20 protein-coding genes are annotated in these 19,240 nt (G+C 51.4%); 2 read left to right on the forward strand and 18 right to left on the reverse strand.

Annotated features, from left to right (window positions below; genetic code table 11):
• Positions 1-238: 238 nt before the first annotated feature.
• From EVJ32_RS07275 to EVJ32_RS07320, 10 genes are all read right to left on the reverse strand, one after another.
• A complete protein-coding gene (locus EVJ32_RS07275) occupies positions 239-649 on the reverse strand; it encodes a F0F1 ATP synthase subunit epsilon (RefSeq protein WP_016510237.1) in 411 nt (136 codons plus the stop codon).
• A 28-nt stretch (positions 650-677) separates the two neighbouring features.
• Complete coding sequence (gene atpD / locus EVJ32_RS07280) at positions 678-2,096, reverse strand: F0F1 ATP synthase subunit beta (protein ID WP_131457704.1); 1,419 nt, start codon at positions 2,094-2,096, stop codon at positions 678-680.
• A gap of 34 nt (positions 2,097-2,130) precedes the next feature.
• Positions 2,131-2,988, reverse strand: a complete 858-nt coding sequence (gene atpG, locus EVJ32_RS07285; protein ID WP_131457705.1) for an ATP synthase F1 subunit gamma — start codon at positions 2,986-2,988, stop codon at positions 2,131-2,133.
• 36 nt (positions 2,989-3,024) lie between these two features.
• A complete protein-coding gene (atpA, locus tag EVJ32_RS07290) occupies positions 3,025-4,533 on the reverse strand; it encodes a F0F1 ATP synthase subunit alpha (RefSeq protein WP_131457706.1) in 1,509 nt (502 codons plus the stop codon).
• An 18-nt stretch (positions 4,534-4,551) separates the two neighbouring features.
• The gene (locus tag EVJ32_RS07295) at positions 4,552-5,085 is read right to left on the reverse strand and encodes a F0F1 ATP synthase subunit delta (protein WP_131457707.1); all 534 of its coding nucleotides are present in this window, start codon (positions 5,083-5,085) and stop codon (positions 4,552-4,554) included.
• Positions 5,085-5,612: a F0F1 ATP synthase subunit B gene (gene atpF, locus EVJ32_RS07300; protein WP_016510248.1), complete on the reverse strand. Its 528-nt coding sequence runs from the start codon at positions 5,610-5,612 to the stop codon at positions 5,085-5,087. The genes EVJ32_RS07295 and atpF overlap by 1 nt, the downstream gene beginning before the upstream one ends.
• A 71-nt stretch (positions 5,613-5,683) precedes the next feature.
• A complete protein-coding gene (gene atpE, locus EVJ32_RS07305) occupies positions 5,684-5,896 on the reverse strand; it encodes a F0F1 ATP synthase subunit C (protein WP_035386543.1) in 213 nt (70 codons plus the stop codon).
• An 82-nt stretch (positions 5,897-5,978) separates the two neighbouring features.
• Positions 5,979-6,716 (reverse strand): F0F1 ATP synthase subunit A, encoded by a 738-nt coding sequence (atpB, locus tag EVJ32_RS07310; protein ID WP_016510243.1) that lies wholly within the window; start codon positions 6,714-6,716, stop codon positions 5,979-5,981.
• Positions 6,716-7,144, reverse strand: coding sequence for an ATP synthase subunit I (locus tag EVJ32_RS07315; protein WP_070328179.1), 429 nt, complete (start codon positions 7,142-7,144; stop codon positions 6,716-6,718). The genes atpB and EVJ32_RS07315 overlap by 1 nt, the downstream gene beginning before the upstream one ends.
• Positions 7,141-7,368, reverse strand: coding sequence for a hypothetical protein (locus EVJ32_RS07320; protein WP_131457708.1), 228 nt, complete (start codon positions 7,366-7,368; stop codon positions 7,141-7,143). The genes EVJ32_RS07315 and EVJ32_RS07320 overlap by 4 nt, the downstream gene beginning before the upstream one ends.
• Before the next feature lie 757 nt (positions 7,369-8,125).
• Here EVJ32_RS07320 and EVJ32_RS07325 point away from each other — a divergent pair.
• Both EVJ32_RS07325 and EVJ32_RS07330 read left to right on the forward strand, forming a co-directional pair.
• Positions 8,126-9,229, forward strand: a complete 1,104-nt coding sequence (locus EVJ32_RS07325; protein WP_442899283.1) for an ABC transporter ATP-binding protein — start codon at positions 8,126-8,128, stop codon at positions 9,227-9,229.
• Positions 9,226-10,812 carry an ABC transporter permease/substrate-binding protein gene (locus tag EVJ32_RS07330; RefSeq protein WP_131457710.1) on the forward strand — a complete coding sequence of 529 codons (1,587 nt, stop codon included), beginning with the start codon at positions 9,226-9,228 and terminating at the stop codon, positions 10,810-10,812. The genes EVJ32_RS07325 and EVJ32_RS07330 overlap by 4 nt, the downstream gene beginning before the upstream one ends.
• Positions 10,813-10,903: 91 nt before the next feature.
• Here EVJ32_RS07330 and EVJ32_RS07335 read toward each other — a convergent pair whose 3' ends face one another.
• From EVJ32_RS07335 to EVJ32_RS07370, 8 genes are all read right to left on the reverse strand, one after another.
• Positions 10,904-12,055, reverse strand: coding sequence for a GGDEF domain-containing protein (locus EVJ32_RS07335; protein ID WP_236636098.1), 1,152 nt, complete (start codon positions 12,053-12,055; stop codon positions 10,904-10,906).
• Between the two features lie 149 nt (positions 12,056-12,204).
• The gene (upp, locus tag EVJ32_RS07340; protein ID WP_035386536.1) at positions 12,205-12,834 is read right to left on the reverse strand and encodes a uracil phosphoribosyltransferase; all 630 of its coding nucleotides are present in this window, start codon (positions 12,832-12,834) and stop codon (positions 12,205-12,207) included.
• Positions 12,835-12,976: 142 nt separating this feature from the next.
• Positions 12,977-14,338 (reverse strand): endo alpha-1,4 polygalactosaminidase, encoded by a 1,362-nt coding sequence (locus EVJ32_RS16475; RefSeq protein WP_161568791.1) that lies wholly within the window; start codon positions 14,336-14,338, stop codon positions 12,977-12,979.
• A gap of 355 nt (positions 14,339-14,693) precedes the next feature.
• Positions 14,694-15,935: a hypothetical protein gene (locus EVJ32_RS07350; protein ID WP_131457712.1), complete on the reverse strand. Its 1,242-nt coding sequence runs from the start codon at positions 15,933-15,935 to the stop codon at positions 14,694-14,696.
• 154 nt (positions 15,936-16,089) lie between these two features.
• Positions 16,090-16,761, reverse strand: coding sequence for a hypothetical protein (locus EVJ32_RS07355; protein ID WP_236636099.1), 672 nt, complete (start codon positions 16,759-16,761; stop codon positions 16,090-16,092).
• Between the two features lie 116 nt (positions 16,762-16,877).
• A complete protein-coding gene (locus EVJ32_RS07360) occupies positions 16,878-18,116 on the reverse strand; it encodes a sensor histidine kinase (protein WP_131457714.1) in 1,239 nt (412 codons plus the stop codon).
• A 2-nt stretch (positions 18,117-18,118) separates the two neighbouring features.
• Positions 18,119-18,796 (reverse strand): response regulator transcription factor, encoded by a 678-nt coding sequence (locus EVJ32_RS07365; protein ID WP_131457715.1) that lies wholly within the window; start codon positions 18,794-18,796, stop codon positions 18,119-18,121.
• Between the two features lie 72 nt (positions 18,797-18,868).
• Positions 18,869-19,138 carry a hypothetical protein gene (locus EVJ32_RS07370; protein WP_131457716.1) on the reverse strand — a complete coding sequence of 90 codons (270 nt, stop codon included), beginning with the start codon at positions 19,136-19,138 and terminating at the stop codon, positions 18,869-18,871.
• Positions 19,139-19,240 lie beyond the last annotated feature (102 nt).

Genomic DNA, 19,240 nt, shown 5'->3' on the forward strand with positions numbered 1-19,240 from the left:
ACAGCGTCGCCCCGAGGGCACGCCGACTCCCGGGGGAACAGCGGGCAAGGCGAGACCCAGCAGCGACATCGTCGCGATGCGGCTCGCTGACCGCCCCCAGGAAAGCGGCGTGCCGGACAGGGCGGCTTGAAGGGCAATGAAAGCAGAGGAGCGCCATCCCATCCGGGATGACGCTCCTCTGCTCAAAATTATTTGAAGTTTTTCAGTGCCCTCACTTAAACGTGAGAGAGGATGCTCATCATTCTTTAATATCGCGAATGCTCAAGCGGTTGACAGCTTTCTTGAGCGCCAGCTCCGCACGTCGGAATTCAGTATCCGAAATCTTCGAATCTTGAAGGCGACGTTCGGCGCGGAATTTCGCCGCAGAGGCGCGGTCGTAGTCAATCTTATCCGCCATTTCGGCCGTTTCAGCTAAGATCGTCACCATATCGGGACGAACTTCCATGAAACCGCCGCTGAGTGCGATCAGCGTGCGTCCACCATCTTCGTGGCGCAGTTTAAGGACCGAGACGTCGAGTGGCGTCACCATCGGGATGTGTTTCGGCAAGATACCGAGTTCACCTGTCACCGATTTGGCGACGACCATTCGTGCCTCGCCCTCGTAGGCTGCACCATCCGGGGTGACGACGTTGACGTGAAGAGTATTCATCGTCTAGTTTCCCCCTTCCGTGTAGGTCTTAGACCAACGTCTTCGCTTTTTCGATGACGTCTTCGATTGGACCAACGAGACGGAATGCGTCTTCTGGAAGATCATCGTGTTTACCATCGAGGATCTCTTTGAAGCCACGGACTGTCTCTTTAACTGGTACGTACGAACCTTGTTGGCCAGTGAACTGCTCAGCCACGTGGAAGTTTTGTGACAAGAAGAACTGAATCCGACGGGCACGGTGAACCGTGAGCTTATCGTCTTCAGACAACTCGTCCATACCGAGGATCGCGATGATATCTTGAAGCTCTTTGTAACGCTGAAGCGTCTGCTGGACGTTACGCGCGATTTCATAGTGCTCAGGTCCGACGATGTCAGGCGAGAGAGCACGTGAAGTCGATGCGAGCGGGTCAACGGCTGGGTAGATCCCCATCTCCGAGAGACGACGCTCAAGGTTGGTCGTTGCATCAAGGTGGGCGAACGTTGTCGCTGGAGCCGGGTCAGTATAGTCATCGGCTGGTACGTAAACCGCTTGGATCGATGTGACCGATCCTTTAGCTGTCGACGTGATCCGCTCTTGAAGCATACCCATTTCCGTCGCGAGTGTCGGCTGGTAACCTACGGCAGATGGCATCCGACCGAGAAGGGCCGATACTTCAGAACCTGCCTGTGTGAAACGGAAGATGTTATCGACGAAGAGAAGAACGTCTTGTCCTTGCTCATCGCGGAAGTATTCTGCCATCGTGAGACCCGTCAAGGCAACGCGTAGACGCGCGCCCGGCGGCTCGTTCATCTGACCGAATACCATCGCCGTCTGCTTGATAACGCCTGATTCCGTCATCTCGTGGAACAAGTCATTTCCTTCACGCGTACGCTCACCGACTCCTGCGAATACAGAAATCCCGCTGTGCTCTTGCGCGATGTTGTTGATGAGTTCCTGGATGAGGACGGTCTTACCTACACCGGCACCACCGAAGAGGCCGATTTTACCACCTTTGATGTACGGTGCGAGAAGGTCGACGACTTTGATCCCTGTTTCCAAGATCTCAACATTTGTCGACAATTCATCGAACGTAGGTGCGAGACGGTGAATCGGTGCCCGACGTGCAGTCGGTGAAAATTCTTTATCGTCGATTGGGTTACCAAGTACGTTGAAGACACGACCGAGCGTCTCTTCTCCGACTGGTACTGAAATCGGTGAACCTAAGTCAAGTACTTCCATGCCGCGGCGAACGCCGTCCGTTGAGTCCATCGCAATCGTACGGACCGTGTCATCCCCAAGGTGAATCGCCACCTCGAGCGTCAAGTCGACACTGACATCTTGCGCCGTCTCTGCCACGTACGTGACTTTGAGGGCGTTGTAGATGTTCGGTAAGTGGTCCTCGAACTTAACGTCGATAACTGGGCCCATGACTGCGACTACGCGGCCTTTCATGCCGTATTCGTTCATCGTGTTAGCCTCCTACAATCTAGAGGGCGTGCGCTTATTCAAGCGCAGCCGCACCTCCGACAATCTCTGTGATTTCTTGTGTGATCGCCGCTTGGCGCGCGCGGTTGAACTTGAGCTTGAGTCCGCGGATGAGATCATCCGCATTGTCTGTCGCGTTCGCCATCGCCGTCATCCGAGCCGCGTGCTCCGATACTTTCGCATCGAGAAGCGCGCCGTAGATGAGCCCTTCCGCGTAACGCGGGAGGAGCGCTGCTAAGATCGTTTCTTCTTCTGGTTCGTATTCATACATCACATTAGATGCGGTCTGTTCGATATTCCCAAGCGGAAGCAGTCGATCCATCTTCACTTCTTGGCTGATGACAGAGATGAACGAGTTGAAGCAGAGCTTCAATTCATCGATCTCGCCTTCACTGAACGCGCCGACCGTCTGTTTGACGATCTCCGCGACTTCAATGAATGTTGGCTGGTCGTTAAGTCCTGTCATCGCACTGTACACCGGAATGTTACGTGTCTTGAAGAACTGAACGCCGACCTTCCCGATCACGTACAGACGGTACTCGTCTGTCGAATCGTGTTTGGCTTTCAACTCGCGGTACACGTCGCGAAGGACGCTGGCGTTGTATCCACCAGCAAGTCCGCGGTCCGACGTGATGACGATGTAGCCGGTCCGTTTGACAGGACGGACTTGAAGCATCGGGTGTGTTGCGCCTGAAGTACCGCCGGCAATCGACGAGATGACTTCTTGCAACTTGGTCATGTACGGCTTGAAGTTGGCGTTGCTCCCTTGAGCGCGGTTCAATTTCGAGGCCGACACCATGTTCATCGCTTTCGTGATTTGCTTCGTGCTTTGGGTCGAGGTGATCCGCATCTGGATCTCACGTAATGATGCCATTTCGATTCACCACCTTAATAGACGCTCGTCACCGGATTAAACCGATGGCGAGAACGTCTTTTTGAATTCCGCAATTGCATCGACCATCGCCTCGTCAGCAGGAAGGTTTCCTGTTTGACGGATTTCACGGCAGAGGTCCGCACGGTTTTGGTCGAGCCATGCGTTCATGTCTTTTTCGAAACGACGGATGTCTTCGACTGGGACGTCATCGAGATGACCTTTCGTGAGGGCGTAGATGATGAACACTTGCTTGTCGACCGAGAGCGGTGCGTTCAATTCTTGCTTCAAGACTTCAACCGTCCGTTGTCCACGGTTCAACTTCGCTTGTGTCGCTTTGTCGAGGTCTGACCCGAACTGGGCGAACGCCTCGAGCTCACGGTATGACGCGAGGTCAAGACGGAGCGTACCGGCAACTTTCTTCATCGCTTTCACTTGAGCCGCACCACCTACACGCGATACCGAGAGACCGGCGTTGATCGCGGGACGTACCCCTGAGAAGAAGAGGTCCGACTGAAGGAAGATTTGACCGTCTGTGATCGAGATAACGTTCGTCGGGATGTAAGCCGAGATATCCGACGCTTGTGTCTCGATGAACGGAAGAGCTGTCAGTGAGCCGCCACCGAGTTCGTCGTTCAACTTCGCCGCACGCTCAAGAAGGCGTGAGTGGAGGTAGAAGACGTCACCTGGGTAGGCTTCGCGGCCTGGAGGACGACGGAGAAGCAGCGAGAGCTCACGATAAGCTGCCGCTTGTTTCGAGAGATCATCATACACGACGAGGACGTGTCGTCCGCGGTCCATGAAGTACTCACCCATCGATACCCCTGCAAACGGCGCGAGGTAAAGAAGTGGGGCTGGCTGTGAAGCCGAAGCCGAAACGATGATTGTGTAATCGAGGGCACCATTTTTACGGAGCGTCTCAACTACGCCACGGACAGTTGATTCTTTCTGACCGATTGCGACGTAGATACAAACCATGTTTTCTTCTTTTTGGTTGATGATCGCATCGATTGCGACCGATGTCTTACCAGTTTGACGGTCACCGATGATGAGCTCACGCTGACCGCGACCGATTGGTACGAGGGCGTCAATCGCCTTGATCCCAGTTTGGAGCGGTTCGTGAACTGACTTACGGGCCATAACGCCGTAAGCTTTACGTTCGATCGGGTTGTATGTGTCCGTCACGATCGGTCCAAGACCGTCGATTGGTTGTCCGAGCGGGTTGACGACGCGTCCGAGGAGCGCATCACCGACTGGTACTTCCATGATGCGGCCCGTACGTTTAACCGAGTCGCCTTCTTTGATACCTTTGTAGTCGCCGAGGATGATAATCCCGACGTTGCCTTCTTCTAAGTTTTGCGCCAAGCCCATTATGCCGTTTGAGAACTCTACGAGTTCTCCTGCCATAACGTTATCGAGTCCGAATGCACGAGCGATACCGTCACCTACTTGAATGACTGTACCTGTCTCACTAACTTCGATTTCAGAACCGTACGAAGCGATTCGCTCTTTTAGCAGGGCGCTGATTTCTTCAGCTTTGATCGTCATTGAATTCACCCCTATTTCTTACGCATTCAACAATTCACGCTCAAGGCGTGTTAGTTTAGTTTCGATTGTGTCATCATACGTCGTATAACCGATCTGGACACGAAGTCCACCGATAACCTGTTCATCGACGACGTTCTTCAATTGAAGCGTCTTGTTCATCTTCTGACCGAAGACGAGTTCGACTTCTTTCAACTCTGCTGCCGACAACGGGTAAGCACTTGTGACGAACCCTTCAGCGATGCCGCGGAAGTCGTTGATGTAATCTAAGACGTAACGCGGCAGCCCGCGAACTTCGCTCGCACGGTCGTTCTCGACCATGACGAGAAGTGTGTTAAGCACGATATCTGTCATATCACCAAAGCTGTGTGTTAAAAGCTGTACAAGCTCGCTGTCGCTGACTGCTGGATTCGTTAAAATGTCCATCAATTCAGGCGTCGCGTGGAGCACTTCATCGAGCAGACGCACTTCCGCTTCGACTTGGTCGAGCGTGCCTTGTTCCCGCGCTAAGTCGAAGAGCGCTTTGGCATAGCGTTTTGCTAACGATGTGTTCATCAGTTAGCACCTTTCGCTTTAGACAGGAAGTCTGTGACGAGGGCACGTTGTTTCACTTCGTCGCCCTTAAGGTCTGACTGAAGGACGTGGCGTGCTGCCGAGAGCGCCTGTGTGACGACTTCGGTTTGAAGCGACTGTTTCGCGAGCTCGCGCTCACGCTCGATCGCTTTTCCAGCCTCGATCTTGATTTTTTCGGCTTCCAAACGCGCCTGCTCCACCAAGCGTGCTTGTTCGGCTTCTGCTTGACGACGGCTTGAGTCAAGCATCTCTTTTGATTCTGTACGTGCGGCGCTTAATGCGTCACGTTGTTCGACGACATATGTCTCCGCGTCTTTGCGGCTCTTTTCAGCAAGCTCGATTTCGTTCGCTACATACTCTTCACGCTGTCTCATCATTCCAAGGAGTGGTCCCCAAGCAAATTTCTTCAACAGGGCCAAGAGTACGAGGAATGTGAAAAGTGTAAAGATCATATCCAGGATGCGGAGGCCTTCGCCACCGGCACCAGCTGCAATCATCATCGTATCCATGCATACCCTCCTCTTGACTAAATAAGTGAGGGAGGCTTGCTCCCTCGTTTGTTGTTCTCGTTAACTCGTAATCAAGAGTTGAGGAGAAGGAAACCGACAGCCACACCGATGATCGGGAGGGCCTCAACCAAACCGATACCGATGAACATCGTTTGACGAAGTTCGTTTTTAAGTTCTGGCTGACGTGCTTGTCCTTGTACTGTTCCGTATACGATGAGACCGTTACCGATACCAGCCGCGAGTGCTCCGAGACCGATAACGATTGCTGTTGCGAGAAGATTCATTTGTTCCATTGTGTATGTTCCTCCTAAAAGTTAAGTAAATAGTTTTTTTGTTCAACGCTTTGGCGAGGCCAACTTATCCGAATCAATGCTCGGCTGAAGCTTTATGCCCGATGTACACCATTGCAAGCGTCAGGAAAATGTAGGATTGGATAACCCCGATAAAGATTGAGAAACCTTGCCATAAAATCATCGGCAGGATTGCGAACACAGCACCAAGCGGGTTAAGTGCCCCTTGTGCGGTAATTGCGAGTCCCAAGATGATGGTAATCATGATTTCACCGGCAAAGATGTTACCGTAAAGACGCAGACCGAGCGTCAAGGTGTTCGCGAACTCCTCGATGAGCTTGATCGGCAATAAGAACCAGACCGGCTTCACGAATTCCGCCGAATAGTGCTTGAAACCGTGTAGCTTCACGCCGTAATAGTGTGACATTGCAACGACGAGTGTCGACAATGCCAATGTGACGTAAGGATCGGCCGTCGGTGAGTTGAACCATAGATAGTGACCGGAAATGACGTTGAACGGCAGACCCATCAAGTTCGAAATCAGAATGAACAAAATCAACGTCATCCCAAACCCGATAAAGCGGCCTCCTGTCTTCCAATCCATCGCACTCGAGATAATCCCGCGTACGAATTCCGCGAAGAATTCCATCAAGTTCTGCTTACCTGTCGGCTTCATGGCCAAGCGTCGTGTTCCCCAAACGGCGAACGCAAAGACGAGCAGTGATGCGATTAGCACCGTAATGACGTTCGTCCAGCTCCCATATAACGTATAGTCTCCAAGTTGTAGAGAATATGTGGGAAACTCATGACCCATTAGTATTCACCTCTTTTCCTGCTGAGCTGGGCAAGTGTGAACTCGCCAAATTGTATGATGTGGCCGGCGATTAGACCAGTTACCACTGCAATCAGCGATACTCGATCCTCATAGAAGAGACCGACTATCACGGCTAACGCACCGACTGCCATTCTTGAAACAGTCCCGTGCGATTTCGGGCGTCGCCCATGTTCGATCACGTCAAACATCCGAATGACGCTGCGATTCTGCATATGTAGAATGATCAGACTGGCGACCCCACCCAGGAACAAGCCGAGAAATACCGGTTTGTACACAGGGACGATGAGCGCTCCGACGAGGAGAATGGCGAACCATCCGACAAACCACTTCGTATAGCGTTTCATCAACTCTTGCTGTGCTTTTCTGTCTGCTTGCACTTGTTGTAGTTCCGTTTGTTCTAGCTTCATTCGTCCTCTCCTGTCATTAAACTCCGAAGGGTGAGTACGAGCGCGGTGATCCCGATAAACATTCCGAGAAACACCGACACATTCCAACCAAACGTGCCCCAAAATTCACGTCTCGCTCCATATTGGCCGACGAGATAACCGATGACGATCGGTCCGGCGAGCGCGGTCGAGATTTGTGAGGCGAGCGTGGCGTAGGATAGGTAACGATTGTCTTTTTTCGTCATCCTAGTCCCCCTTTCTAACTGGCAGCCAGCACTTCATCTTCTTCGATTTACACTCGCATGACTATCAAAAGTCACACAAGTTCAGAGTACTGGAAATAGCATAAGAAGTCAATTGATTTCACAATTATAAAAGCGCTTTAAACCGAGTCATATCAAGGCTTTTACGCACTTCACAAACTAAATTAAAATCACTAAATTTTAAATAAGTGTGAAAAAACAGTGAAATAAAAATGTTGACTTTGTAATATTTCACAAACCGAATCAGATGAGGAATAGTTCAGTTATACATCCGCGTATTGGAAAATACAACGTAAACCGCCCCACGTTCACAAAAGGTTTTAAAACGGACGCTGATTTCGTATTGAAATCGTTTTCATTATCCTGTATCAGTATACCGATTATCTTTTTGCCGTGTCGAGCGATTCCGACAATTTTGCAGTGATGAATCTCACATCGCCATTCCCAAGCACGCATCGGCTGAAAACCCAACGCTAGCACCAGTTGGAATGGCTACGTTCAAGATATAAGTGCCATCAATAAATGTATCAATTTCGCGACTTATAAACCGACGCCCGCATTATAAGTGTTATGATTGGCTCTTAACACCGTTTAAATCGCAAGGGATATTCCCCTGTTTCACAAAATGTTAAACACTTTCTCTGGAAATAACGTTTAAAATCTTTCAACAATGGGGAAATAAGGTTATGTAAAAATAATTATTGAAAAGGGTGAATGCATGATTGAGTTTAAAAACGTGATGAAGTCCTTCAAAAACACAACAGTGTTGAAGGAAATGAATCTCACCATTAACAAAGGAGAGCTCGTCGTCTTTATCGGCCCCTCCGGCTGTGGTAAAACGACGTCGCTTAAAATGATTAACCGCTTGGTCGAGCCGACGGAAGGAACCATTATCGTCGACGGTCAAGACACACGGAAAATGGATCCGATTCAACTACGACGCCAAATGGGCTACGTCATTCAACAGACGGGCCTATTCCCGCATATGACGATTCGTGAGAATATCCAGCTGATTGCCAGCCTCGAAGGACAAGCTGAACAGGATATGGACGCTCGAACCGAGCAACTGCTTCGAATGGTCGGCCTCGAACCCGAGCAGTTCATCGATCGCTATCCGAGTGAATTGAGCGGTGGTCAGCAACAACGCATCGGCTTCGTCCGCGCCCTCATGAACGATCCCAAGGTCATCTTGATGGACGAGCCGTTCAGTGCCCTCGACCCCGTAACACGTAGCGATCTCCAAGAAGAGCTGTTCAACCTGCAAGAGGAAGTCAAGAAAACGATTGTGTTCGTCACCCACGATATGGATGAGGCGATCAAATTAGCTGATCGTATTTGTATCATGCGCGACGGGGAAATCGTCCAGTTCGATACACCGGAACAGATTCTTCGTAATCCAAAAGATGCGTACGTCGAATCATTCATTGGCAAAAACCGGATTTGGAACAGCCCTGAATTCATCAAAGCGAAAGACATCATGATCACCGACCCAGTCTCAATCAGCGGGAAACGCACTGTCTTGCAGGCGATTGAAATCATGCGCTCACGCAAAGTCGACAGTTTGCTTATCACAGACCGGGAGCAGGTTCTACAAGGTCTCATTAAATTGAAAGACGTCCACGGGATCCAAGATAAGACAAAACGACTCGAGGAAGTCATGAACGTGAACTATGCTTTCGTCTCAAGCGAAGATTCATTGCTCGACATTTTAGATGTTATGAACACGAGTGATCAAGGCTATCTTCCGGTCGTCACCGGGGCGACGCTAAATGGACTCATCACACGCAGCAGTTTGCTTTCCGTCCTCAGTGAGCAATTCATGCAAGAGGAGGAAACGCTATGAATACAATCCAATCATTTTTAAATTACTTTGCGAGCAACACCGACCAAATCGGTACATTGCTCTTTGAGCACTTACAACTGACCGTCTTCGCCGTCTCGCTTGCGGTAATCATTGGCGTACCGCTCGGTATTCTAATTTTACGGATGCCGCGATTCGCTAAACCGGTTCTCGGTCTGACGAGTGTCGTCCAGGCTGTACCGAGTCTCGCCCTGCTCGGTTTTCTCATTCCGTTTATCGGGATCGGGTCTACCCCGGCCATCATCATGGTCGTCTTGTACTCACTTCTCCCGATTGTGAAGAACACGTACACGGGTTTGTCGAGTATTCCAGGTGACACGCTCGAGTCCGCTAAAGGAATCGGTCTCACTGACCGTCAAATCCTAAGCAAGATTCAACTTCCGCTCGCACTCCCGATCATCATGGCCGGGATTCGGATTTCAGCGGTTACAGCCGTCGGTCTCATGACAATCTCGGCATTCGTCGGAGCCGGCGGTCTAGGGTATCTTGTCTTTGCAGGCATCCAGACAGTCGACAACAACCAGATTCTAGCAGGTGCGATTCCGGCCGGCCTACTTGCGCTCTTGATCGACTTCATCGTCAGTCGTATTGAGTATAAAGTCGCCCCGAACGGAATCGTTCTTGCAGACGGCCGCGTGAAGAAAAAAAAGCATCGTTCCGCAAAGAACGTGAACAAACCGCTCATCATAATTGCGACAACGTTCATCGTGCTTCTCGCCGTTTCGATCTTCGCCTTCACCCGTGAAGACGATACGATTGTCGTCGGCTCGAAAAACTATACTGAACAGCTAATTCTCGGCAATATGGTCGCCGATTTAATCGAAGACAAAACCGACCTCGAAGTGAAACGTCAACTCAATCTCGGTGGCACACAAGTTGCGTTTAATGCGCTTCGTACCGGCGAGATTGACACGTATATCGAGTACACGGGCACGCTCTACGTCGATGTCTTAAAACAAGAAGTCGAGAACGATCCAGAAGTCGTCTACGAAAAAGTCCAGTCGCAGGTCCAGGAACGTTTTGACATTCGTACGCTCGACCCAATCGGCTTCAACAATACGTATGCTATCGCCGTCAAACAAGAAGCTGTAGACAAGTATAATCTAACTACCGTGTCTGATCTCGCCGCAGTGAGTGACGAGCTCATCTTCGGTCCCACGATCGAATTCTCGAACCGGGAAGACGGCTATCTCGGGTTAAAAGAAGCTTATCCGTTTAATTTCCAAGACGTGAAGCCCGTTGATGGCGGACTTCGTTATACGGCACTTATGAACGATGAGAGTGACGCCATCGACAGCTTCTCGACTGACGGTTTATTAAAGCGATTTGAACTTGTCGTCCTTGAAGACGATAAAAAGTTTTTCCCGCCTTACTACGCCGTACCAATCGTCAGTGAAGAAACGCTCACAGAACATCCTGAGCTCGCCACCGTATTGAACTTACTCAGTGGAAAAATCACGGATGAAACCATGCAAGAGTTGAACTACCTCGCCGACGTCGAAAAACAACGTCCTGAGAAAGTGGCTCGTGATTTCCTCGTCTCTGAAGGTTTAATCGAAGAATAAAGACAGAAATCCCGCCCCTCGAAAAGGGCGGGATTTTGTCTGTCCGTTTGGTGATCACTTCCGTCGTTTTCGACGCCTCGAATCGAACGGCCTACATCGCTTTCCCCATCGAAACGCGGTTGCGCCCGCTTTGCTTCGCCTGATAGAGCGCTCGGTCAGCCGCCTCGATCAAATCAGACTTCTCGACGTCCAGTCCCGGGATGTGTTCTGCGACGCCGATGCTGACGCTCACTTTACGAAGCGGCTGATACGCTTCGTGCAGAATGTTCAGCTTAAGAACCGCTTGGCGAATCCGCTCCGCGACTTCTTTTGACTGACGGGCATGGTGTGGCCGAAGTAACACCGCGAACTCCTCGCCGCCATAGCGGGCGACCATCCCATTTTCCCCGACCGCTTTATCCACGGCGTGTGCGACCCGTTCGAGACAGGCGTCTCCCGCCAAATGACCGTACGTATCGTTATACAGTTTGAACGCATCGATGTCGAGCAGGAGGAGCGCGACGTCCGTACCTGATTCTTCCGCCTCATCCCAAAGCCGCTCGAGCTTTTCATCGAAGGCACGACGATTCCAAACGCCGGTCAAGGCGTCATGAAGCGACCGATAAATCAGCGCCTGCTTGCTGCGCTCGAGCCGAAACGTGTGCACGAATGCGAGCAACAAGAGGATGGCGATCGCGACGACGATGACAATCACCCACGTAGCCGAATTTGAGGCACTGACACTTCGCTGTGACGCCTCTTGAATGATCTTGTCGATGTCTTCCCGGATGTCGGCGTCAACGTCTCGGAATTGATTGATGTAATCGATCCCGCTATAGCGCCGCGAATTCGCTTCCACAATTTTACCCGCACCGACGAGGTCAAGCTGTGACTCATAAAATATCTCCATCTCATTAATGAGCGGAAGCGCCTCTCCTTGAATGATTTCCTGCATAATCGGATGGCGGTGGTCAAGCTCGTGGATGACTTGAATCGTCTCAGCAAGAGCATACTTCGTCTCATTATATTGTCGGAGCGACAACATATCTTGATTATATGTATAGCCACGGACCGATAACTCTTGATCGAGCAGGAGCGCGAACAGTTCAGACGCCGCGTTCGCGATCGGGATCGCCTCTTCGACGATACGCTCGTTCTGCCGCTCGATATTTTGGAAAGCGCTGTAGCTCCATAGACTCGTCAAAAACAGCGCTAATAACGCAATCAACAGGTAGGCTTGCAAAAGTGACAGTTTAGGCCTCATGGTCGTTCTCTTCCTCATTTCAACAGATGACATTCACTTCTGTCTTCACTATCGGCTGTTGCTTCGATTTTCTCAACTATTTTGGATCGGTTTTGACAGATTGAGCGCACAAAAAAGGAGGATCCGACTGGAACCTCCTTCCGTCTTGCTTATTTTGTTCCGAACAAACGGTCACCTGCATCACCGAGTCCTGGCACGATGTAGCCATGTTCGTTCAACTTCTCGTCGAGTGCGGCGAGATAGATTTCAACGTCTGGGTGCTCGGCTTGAACGCGTTCGACGCCTTCTGGTGCTGCGCAGAGACAAGCGAGTTTGATCGACTTCGCGCCGTGTTTTTTGAGGGCTGCGATGGCATCAGCTGCAGATCCGCCGGTCGCAAGCATCGGGTCGACGACGATGAAGTCACGCTCGGTAATATCTGTCGGCAACTTGAGATAGTATTCGTGCGGCTCGAGCGTCTCCGGGTCACGGTAAAGACCGATGTGACCGACTTTGACGTTCGGCATCATTTTGAGGAAGCCATCCACCATGCCGAGGCCTGCCCGTAAAATTGGGACGATTCCCAATTTCTTGCCGGCAATCATCTTTTGTGTCGATACCGAGACCGGTGTCTCAATCTCCACATCAGTAAGCGGAAGGTCGCGTGTAATTTCATATGCCATGAGTGAAGAAACCTCTTCTACGAGTTCACGGAACTGCTTCGTCCCCGTCTCTACTTTGCGCATAATCGTCATCTTGTGCTGAATCAATGGGTGATCATAAACGTGTACTTTTCCCATTTTGCTTCACTCCTCTCTAAATCTCTCTCGAGCATTGTACCCCAACTTCTCTTAGAAAGGTAGGGTCAACTTCCGTTTTTGAAGAGGTCAGACGAAACCCCAAGGGCCAGTTTGACACCTTGGGGTTGATCTGCCTTCTAGATTAGAATTTGAAGAAGTTCAAAAAGCCGGCTGTCTTGTGCTTTACTTTTGCACACATGTTGCCTTTAGCTTTTTCGTGCTTTACGAACTTGGCATGCTTAGCAGCATGTTTTTTCGCGTGCTTCTTCGCTTTCTTTTTCTCTTTTTTCAGTTCTTTTTTTGTTTTCTGCTTTGGCTCAGCTTGCTTCGAATCTTTTTGCTCGACTGGTTTCGTTGTCGTGCTCGTCGATGTAGCAGGCTTCGTCGGCGCTGTCGTCGGTTTTGGCGCAGTCGACGTTTCCGTTACTGGCTTCGTCGCTTCCGGTTTTGGCGCAGTCGACGTTTCTGTCGCTGGCTTCGTCGCTTCCGGTTTTGGCGCAGTCGACGTTTCCGTCGCTTCCGGTTTTGTTGCTGTTGACGTTTCCGTTACTGGCTTCGTCGCTTCCGGTTTTGGCGCAGTCGACGTTTCCGTTACTGGCTTCGTCGCTTCCGGTTTTGGCGCAGTCGACGTTTCCGTCGCTGGCTTCGTCGCTTCCGGTTTTGTTGCTGTTGACGTCTCTGTCGTCGGTGCTACTACGACAGGTGCCGGAGTTGGTGCAGTGTCTTTCGTCCGTGTCACAAGACCTGCGTTCCAGTTCACGTAAGCGTCTGCTTCGTGGAAGTGGATAAACTTCGAGTCAGCGGCAAGTTTGTGGCTTTCCGCACTTTGACGCGTCGAGATCGTGAGCGTTTTGACCGAATGTTTCGTGTCGACTGCTTGAAGTTTTTTGATCATGTTTTGTGACCAGGCGTCGCTTTTGATCGTGTCAGCGTTGAAGCTCTCCCACATGATGCCATCGACGTAAGGTGCTGTCGACGTTTCGAGTGTGTCAAAGCCCCAGTTTTGGACCATAGCGATGCTGCCGTAACGGGCACGCGCTTCTTTCAAGAAGTTGACGAGACCGTCACGTTGCTGCTTGAGCACGGTCGGGTTGTTCAAATGTTCGTTGTCGATATCGCCGACCGTATCCATGAACACGCCATCGATCCCTTTAGCGATGACTTGGTTTTGGATTTCCGTGAGCAAGAGCCCTTGGAAGTGCGGTGAAGCGATGTTCGTCAAGTAAGAATCCCATTCCGGGTAGTGGACACGTTGTCCGTTACGCGTGAAGAAATCACCTGACTGAAGTTTTGACATGAGACCGGTGTTCCACGTCGCGACTTCCATGACACTAATATAACCGAGTACTTTCGTACCGCGTGACTTGATCTGTTCAACTTGAGCTTTTGTATAATGAAGCGGCTCGATGATGACGAGATCATAGTTTTGCATATCTTTGATGATCGTTTCGGTCGGGTGACCATAATACACTTGATAGTTCTTCACACCGTCGAGTGGGTTCATCGTTTGCGCCCCCGTTTTTGACATGTTCAGACTAACAATTAACAACACTACCGTTAGAGACATAATAAACTTTTTCAATTTCAATACCTATTCCTCTCCTGATGACTGACAAAACTTGGTGACGGACAATGATGGTTGAATTGAGATGTGTCTCTCCGTTCCCCCTTTTCTTCATAATTTGATGACGAGAAGGTTAGTGCTGTGTGTTTTATAGATGTATCGGATTCATGTATGTAATGTTGAACCTTCGCAAAAAAAATTATAGGATAGTTTTCCAGCAAAATATAGTGTCAATTTGACGACAAAAAACCGCTTCATGACATAATCTTGTCATAAAGCGGGTAATATATCTAGTTCAGCTATTATATCGAATCGATCGATTCAACAATTCCTCGAGCCGCATCAGGTCGATGGCGTACGTTTGTTTCGTCGTCAGGTCGATGAGGTGGACACGTTGATTCCCAGGCTCGACCCAAACCTCGAAATGTTGCTCTTGCAAGTGTTCGTACAAGGAGAGTGTCCCGTGTTGGACGGCTGCTTCTGACTTGGTTCCGCCTGTCACATGCGTCAGTAGTTTGAACAGCTCTTGCGTATTCGGCCCATCGAGATATGACGTCTCCCCATTCGTTTCGTACGTGGCGAGTTTCGTCTTCACCGAACGAGCGGATGAACTCATCAGCTTCGTGGTCATCGGCCGTCTGACACTGCCCCACACTTCGATGACCGCGTCATATTGTTTAGACAATGTGAGCGAGGTGACGTCGCTTACGTCTTCAATCGGCTGTTCAGAAAGCACGACTCGTTTCAACAGTTGGCGTTTTGAATGATCGAGCGTGAACGCATCAGTTGTCGAATCGGTATATACATACTTTCCGGTGAAGGCGCTCGGAAGAACGGTGCGGGCCCATGACGATTCCGTACCCATCTGTAGCGCGACCCTACCATCCGCTAACTTCGTAAGGAAAGCGTATCCGTCATTCTTCCCGCTCTCGAATACGAACAGCCCCGGTTCGATCGTCCGGTCGAGCGTCCGTCCGTTCCGCATCACCTCATACGTCACGTACAACGAACCGCTGTCCGGCGTCTGATAGCGGAATGTCGATCCCGGGACGATTGTTTCATGCGCTTGATTGATCCGGAACAAGTTGACAATTTTTGCGACATCAGGCTCCGGATAAAACGTGACCGTCTCTCCGATGTCGACCTCGACTAGTTCACTCGAGACGAGCGATTCGAATTCGTGGACGGGTTCGATTTGGAACGTCCGCTCGATTTGTTCGTGGCTGTTCGCACAAGACAAATAACGGTCGTCGCCGCTCACCCAATACTTAATCGTCTGGCTACCGAGCTCTGCATAAAGCGGATGACGGAACGTCACTTCAGCCACCTCGCCCCGGCGTGACGGGAGCCGTTCCGTCGTTTGTTGTCGACAATACGCCAGCAGTCGCTTCTCTGTTTCCGGTAAAACGCGAACCTGCTCATCTTGATTCGTCGCGTATGCTTCGAGCGGGCGTAACGCGAGGGCGTTCATTTCTTCTTTTGACCCGCAGCCGCTGAGGTAACAGAGGGCGAGCAGGGCAGTCCAACTCAGTCTCATCACTCGTCTCCCCTCTCCCTACATCGTCGTTATCTGTATTATGTTATATCGACATAAATTCCCTCTCCATCATATCATAAGATACGAATCGATTATGTTTGCAGAAATATTACGAATCAAAAACGGGTGCCTCCAGCGGGCACCCGTTCGTTCATCAATTGTCGTCATCACGACCGTCGTCACTATCAACGCTATCGTCTGCGCTGTCACGGTCATCATCACGTTCGATCTCTTTGACTTGCTCTTGCATGTTCAATTCAAGTTTGACGCGATCACCGGCTGTTGGCATCTCATCATCGACTTCATAGCGCGCGGCGAGTGGGTACGTCACTTGCTTCCCGTCACGCTCAATGACGACGTCTCGAGCTGAGAGGCTGACGAAACTACCGTAAATATCGAAGTCGTCGCTCTCCCGGTCGACTTCTTTCACTTCATTGTTTTGATTGAACTCGAGTTTGACACGGTCACCGGCTTTCGGGGTGTCGTCATCGATCTCGTGGCGTGCCGCAAGTGGGTACGTCGATTCTTTTCCGCTGAAGCTGATCGTCACGTCCTGATCTGACAAGCTGACGAGCGTCCCGTATAGTTCATAGTCGTCATCGTCGACCGAACGGACGGGCACGTCACTTGAAGATGAGTTCGATTCGGAAGTAGCGGCAGCTTCCTTCGCAGCGTCGTCTTTCGCGTCGTCGGTTCCACTATTGGCACTATCAATGGCGCGTGGGATGATGACCGTATCCGTCTTGTCGTTCGCGACATACAACCCGATCCCCGCGACAGCGAGTACGGCCAGGCCGACCCCTAAAATCCACCCAAGTAATTTCATGATGTTTCCTCCTCGTTCCATGTGCTGTTCCGTCTCTACACCTTCATCATAGAACGTTGACGTTAGAGCACCACGAGGATTTCATTAGAAAATGATGAGTGCCTGAGAAACTTTCCTCATTTCGTGACGAAGAATACGCTCCCGTCCGGCGCGTTCGCGTAACTTCCAACCTTCCAGCCGTTCAAATCGGCGACTTCTTTGGCGATGGCCAGCCCGAGACCGCTGCCGCTCCGGTCGCGCGCTTCATCAAGCCGATAGAACCGGTCGAACAACCGCGCACGCGCCTCCTCGGTCAGAGTCGTCCCATGGTCGCGCACCTCAATCCGATTTGGTGTCATCGTCACGCTCGTGTCGGTCGCGTACTTCAAGCTGTTATCGATGAAGATGACAATCAATCGTTGCAACGAGTCGCGATGTCCCGTCCAACTCCCTGCCGCTTCGATCGGGACGTGGTTTCCGTGCGACCGTTCGAATCGTTCCTCGAGTTGGAGCGCGAGGTCGCTCAAGTCGATCTGTTCGACTTCGATGTCCTCTAAAGCGGCGAAGCGGCTCAGTTCGAGCATCGGTTCAATCAAGTCCTCCCGCATCTGTCTCGACTCGGTCAAAATATGGTCGATCGCCTCGTCGCGTACGACGGGGTCATGTTGACCCCAACGTCTGAGCAACTTGGCGTACCCTTCGATGACGGTGAGCGGGGTTTTGAGTTCATGTGAAACATCCGCGACGAAACGGCGTTGTTGCTCCATCGACCCTTCGACACGGGCAATCATCTGATTGAATCCGGTCGCGAGCGTCGACACCTCATCTTGATTCGGACCGACGTCAATCGTCTCGAGCGTCCCCGACTCCGTGATCCGGCCCATCGTCATCTCGAGCCGCCGGAGCGGATCGAGTCCTTGGCGCACGATCCATAAACTGCCGACGAACGTCATCGCCACCGCGATCAGGAAAATGATGAGGAAGATCGTCGCGAGCGTCTGTAACGTCTCACTTACCGCCGCGTCTTGAAAGGCAAAACCGAGACCGTTCGACGTGGCGATGACGAACCAGTCATCGATCAGTGCCGGCTCTCCAAAATTGATGGGAAAACTCAAACCGTCTGCCGCTCGTCCGCCGATGATGCCCCAATCGCCATTGCTCTGCCGCTCGAGGACGATACTGTCCTCATGCAGTGACAGCACGGCCTGACGGTTCCGCTCATCCTCCTCGAGCAGACTGAGCGCTTGACGGAGCACGTCATAGCGGGCGTCGACAATTTGCTGACGCGAGACGACCCAGGCGACCCCGAACGACGTGATGAGCAAAAACAGCATGAACCCGGCCATCGCGAGGGCGATCTTCGTCCGTAATTTCATACTCACTCACCACGCTTCAGCATGTAGCCGACGCCTCGTACCGTCTGAATCCAAGAACCTCCGAGTTTCTTCCGTAAGTAACGCACGTAGACGTCGACGACGTTCGTGTCCCCATAATAGTCGAAACCCCAGACGTGCTCGACGAGTTGGTCGCGCGTGAGCACGCGTTCCGGATGCTCGAGCAAATAGACGATCAAATCGAATTCACGACGAGTCAACTCGACTTTCTGTCCCTCGCACGTCACCTCATGCCGGTTAACGTCGACCGTGAGTCCCTCATAGGACAAAACACGTTCAGTCGCATCGACATGGACGTGCTGGCGCATCCGCAAAAACGCACGGATCCGGGCAAGCAGCTCCTCCATCTCGAACGGCTTTGTGATGTAATCATCCGCCCCAAGGTCGAGCCCGCTCACTTTATCGTACCGGTCGCCCCGCGCCGTCACCATCAAGACCGGGAGCAACGGTTGTTCTTCCTTCACCCGACGGACGACCTCGAGCCCGCTCATTTGTGGAAGCATCACGTCTAAAAGCATCAAGTCGACGCCCCCGGCGAGCGCTCGTTCAAGCCCGCTGCGTCCGTCGTGGGTGACCTCGACTTGATAACCGGCGTGCACCAGTTCAAGTTCAAGCAGTCTGGCAATTTTGGCATCGTCTTCTACGACGAGGATTGTCGGCATATAGTTCATCCTTTCTTGAAAAAAAGCGCCGAGCAGTCCGCCCGACGCATCCTTATTCTGTTCCCGGATTCATCAGTCGAAAAACGGACGAACCGCTTCTGGAATCGCCTGTTTGACGCGCAGCTCGATCGAGTCGCTGAAGCGTTCAAACGAGGATTCGATTCCCTCCGCTTGGAACGACACGTCAGTACCGAATTGAACGATTTGATCGAGCCAGGCGTTCCCGGTCAGCGTGAAAATCAAAAATCCTGCCACTCCCGCTGCCATCAACGTGAGTGCGAGAGCCCCGATGATAGCGCCTTTCATGAATCGGGCGAATTTACCTGTTGTACTGCGTTGCATGTGCCTCTCCCCCTACTTCTTTTTCTTTACTGTACGGGAGCGGGTTGAGAAACGTTGGTGAACCAGATTAGAATTTGATGAGAAAAAGGTTGCGGCATGGCC

The organism is Exiguobacterium sp. SH5S4, assembly GCF_004337045.1.
GTDB classification, from domain to species: domain Bacteria; phylum Bacillota; class Bacilli; order Exiguobacteriales; family Exiguobacteriaceae; genus Exiguobacterium; species Exiguobacterium aurantiacum_A.

Bases quoted from the DNA above. Each gene is read 5' to 3' on its own strand.
- EVJ32_RS07275 (WP_016510237.1), bottom strand. From the start codon at position 649: ATGAATACTCTTCACGTCAACGTCGTCACCCCGGATGGTGCAGCCTAC.
- atpD (WP_131457704.1), bottom strand. From the start codon at position 2,096: ATGAACGAATACGGCATGAAAGGCCGCGTAGTCGCAGTCATGGGCCCA.
- atpG (WP_131457705.1), bottom strand. From the start codon at position 2,988: ATGGCATCATTACGTGAGATCCAGATGCGGATCACCTCGACCCAAAGC.
- atpA (WP_131457706.1), bottom strand. From the start codon at position 4,533: ATGACGATCAAAGCTGAAGAAATCAGCGCCCTGCTAAAAGAGCGAATC.
- EVJ32_RS07295 (WP_131457707.1), bottom strand. From the start codon at position 5,085: ATGAACACATCGTTAGCAAAACGCTATGCCAAAGCGCTCTTCGACTTA.
- atpF (WP_016510248.1), bottom strand. From the start codon at position 5,612: ATGGATACGATGATGATTGCAGCTGGTGCCGGTGGCGAAGGCCTCCGC.
- atpE (WP_035386543.1), bottom strand. From the start codon at position 5,896: ATGAATCTTCTCGCAACAGCAATCGTTATCGGTCTCGGAGCACTCGCG.
- atpB (WP_016510243.1), bottom strand. From the start codon at position 6,716: ATGGGTCATGAGTTTCCCACATATTCTCTACAACTTGGAGACTATACG.
- EVJ32_RS07315 (WP_070328179.1), bottom strand. From the start codon at position 7,144: ATGAAGCTAGAACAAACGGAACTACAACAAGTGCAAGCAGACAGAAAA.
- EVJ32_RS07320 (WP_131457708.1), bottom strand. From the start codon at position 7,368: ATGACGAAAAAAGACAATCGTTACCTATCCTACGCCACGCTCGCCTCA.
- EVJ32_RS07325 (WP_442899283.1), top strand. From the start codon at position 8,126: ATGAAGTCCTTCAAAAACACAACAGTGTTGAAGGAAATGAATCTCACC.
- EVJ32_RS07330 (WP_131457710.1), top strand. From the start codon at position 9,226: ATGAATACAATCCAATCATTTTTAAATTACTTTGCGAGCAACACCGAC.
- EVJ32_RS07335 (WP_236636098.1), bottom strand. From the start codon at position 12,055: ATGAGGCCTAAACTGTCACTTTTGCAAGCCTACCTGTTGATTGCGTTA.
- upp (WP_035386536.1), bottom strand. From the start codon at position 12,834: ATGGGAAAAGTACACGTTTATGATCACCCATTGATTCAGCACAAGATG.
- EVJ32_RS16475 (WP_161568791.1), bottom strand. From the start codon at position 14,338: ATGAACCCACTCGACGGTGTGAAGAACTATCAAGTGTATTATGGTCAC.
- EVJ32_RS07350 (WP_131457712.1), bottom strand. From the start codon at position 15,935: ATGAGACTGAGTTGGACTGCCCTGCTCGCCCTCTGTTACCTCAGCGGC.
- EVJ32_RS07355 (WP_236636099.1), bottom strand. From the start codon at position 16,761: ATGAAATTACTTGGGTGGATTTTAGGGGTCGGCCTGGCCGTACTCGCT.
- EVJ32_RS07360 (WP_131457714.1), bottom strand. From the start codon at position 18,116: ATGAAATTACGGACGAAGATCGCCCTCGCGATGGCCGGGTTCATGCTG.
- EVJ32_RS07365 (WP_131457715.1), bottom strand. From the start codon at position 18,796: ATGCCGACAATCCTCGTCGTAGAAGACGATGCCAAAATTGCCAGACTG.
- EVJ32_RS07370 (WP_131457716.1), bottom strand. From the start codon at position 19,138: ATGCAACGCAGTACAACAGGTAAATTCGCCCGATTCATGAAAGGCGCT.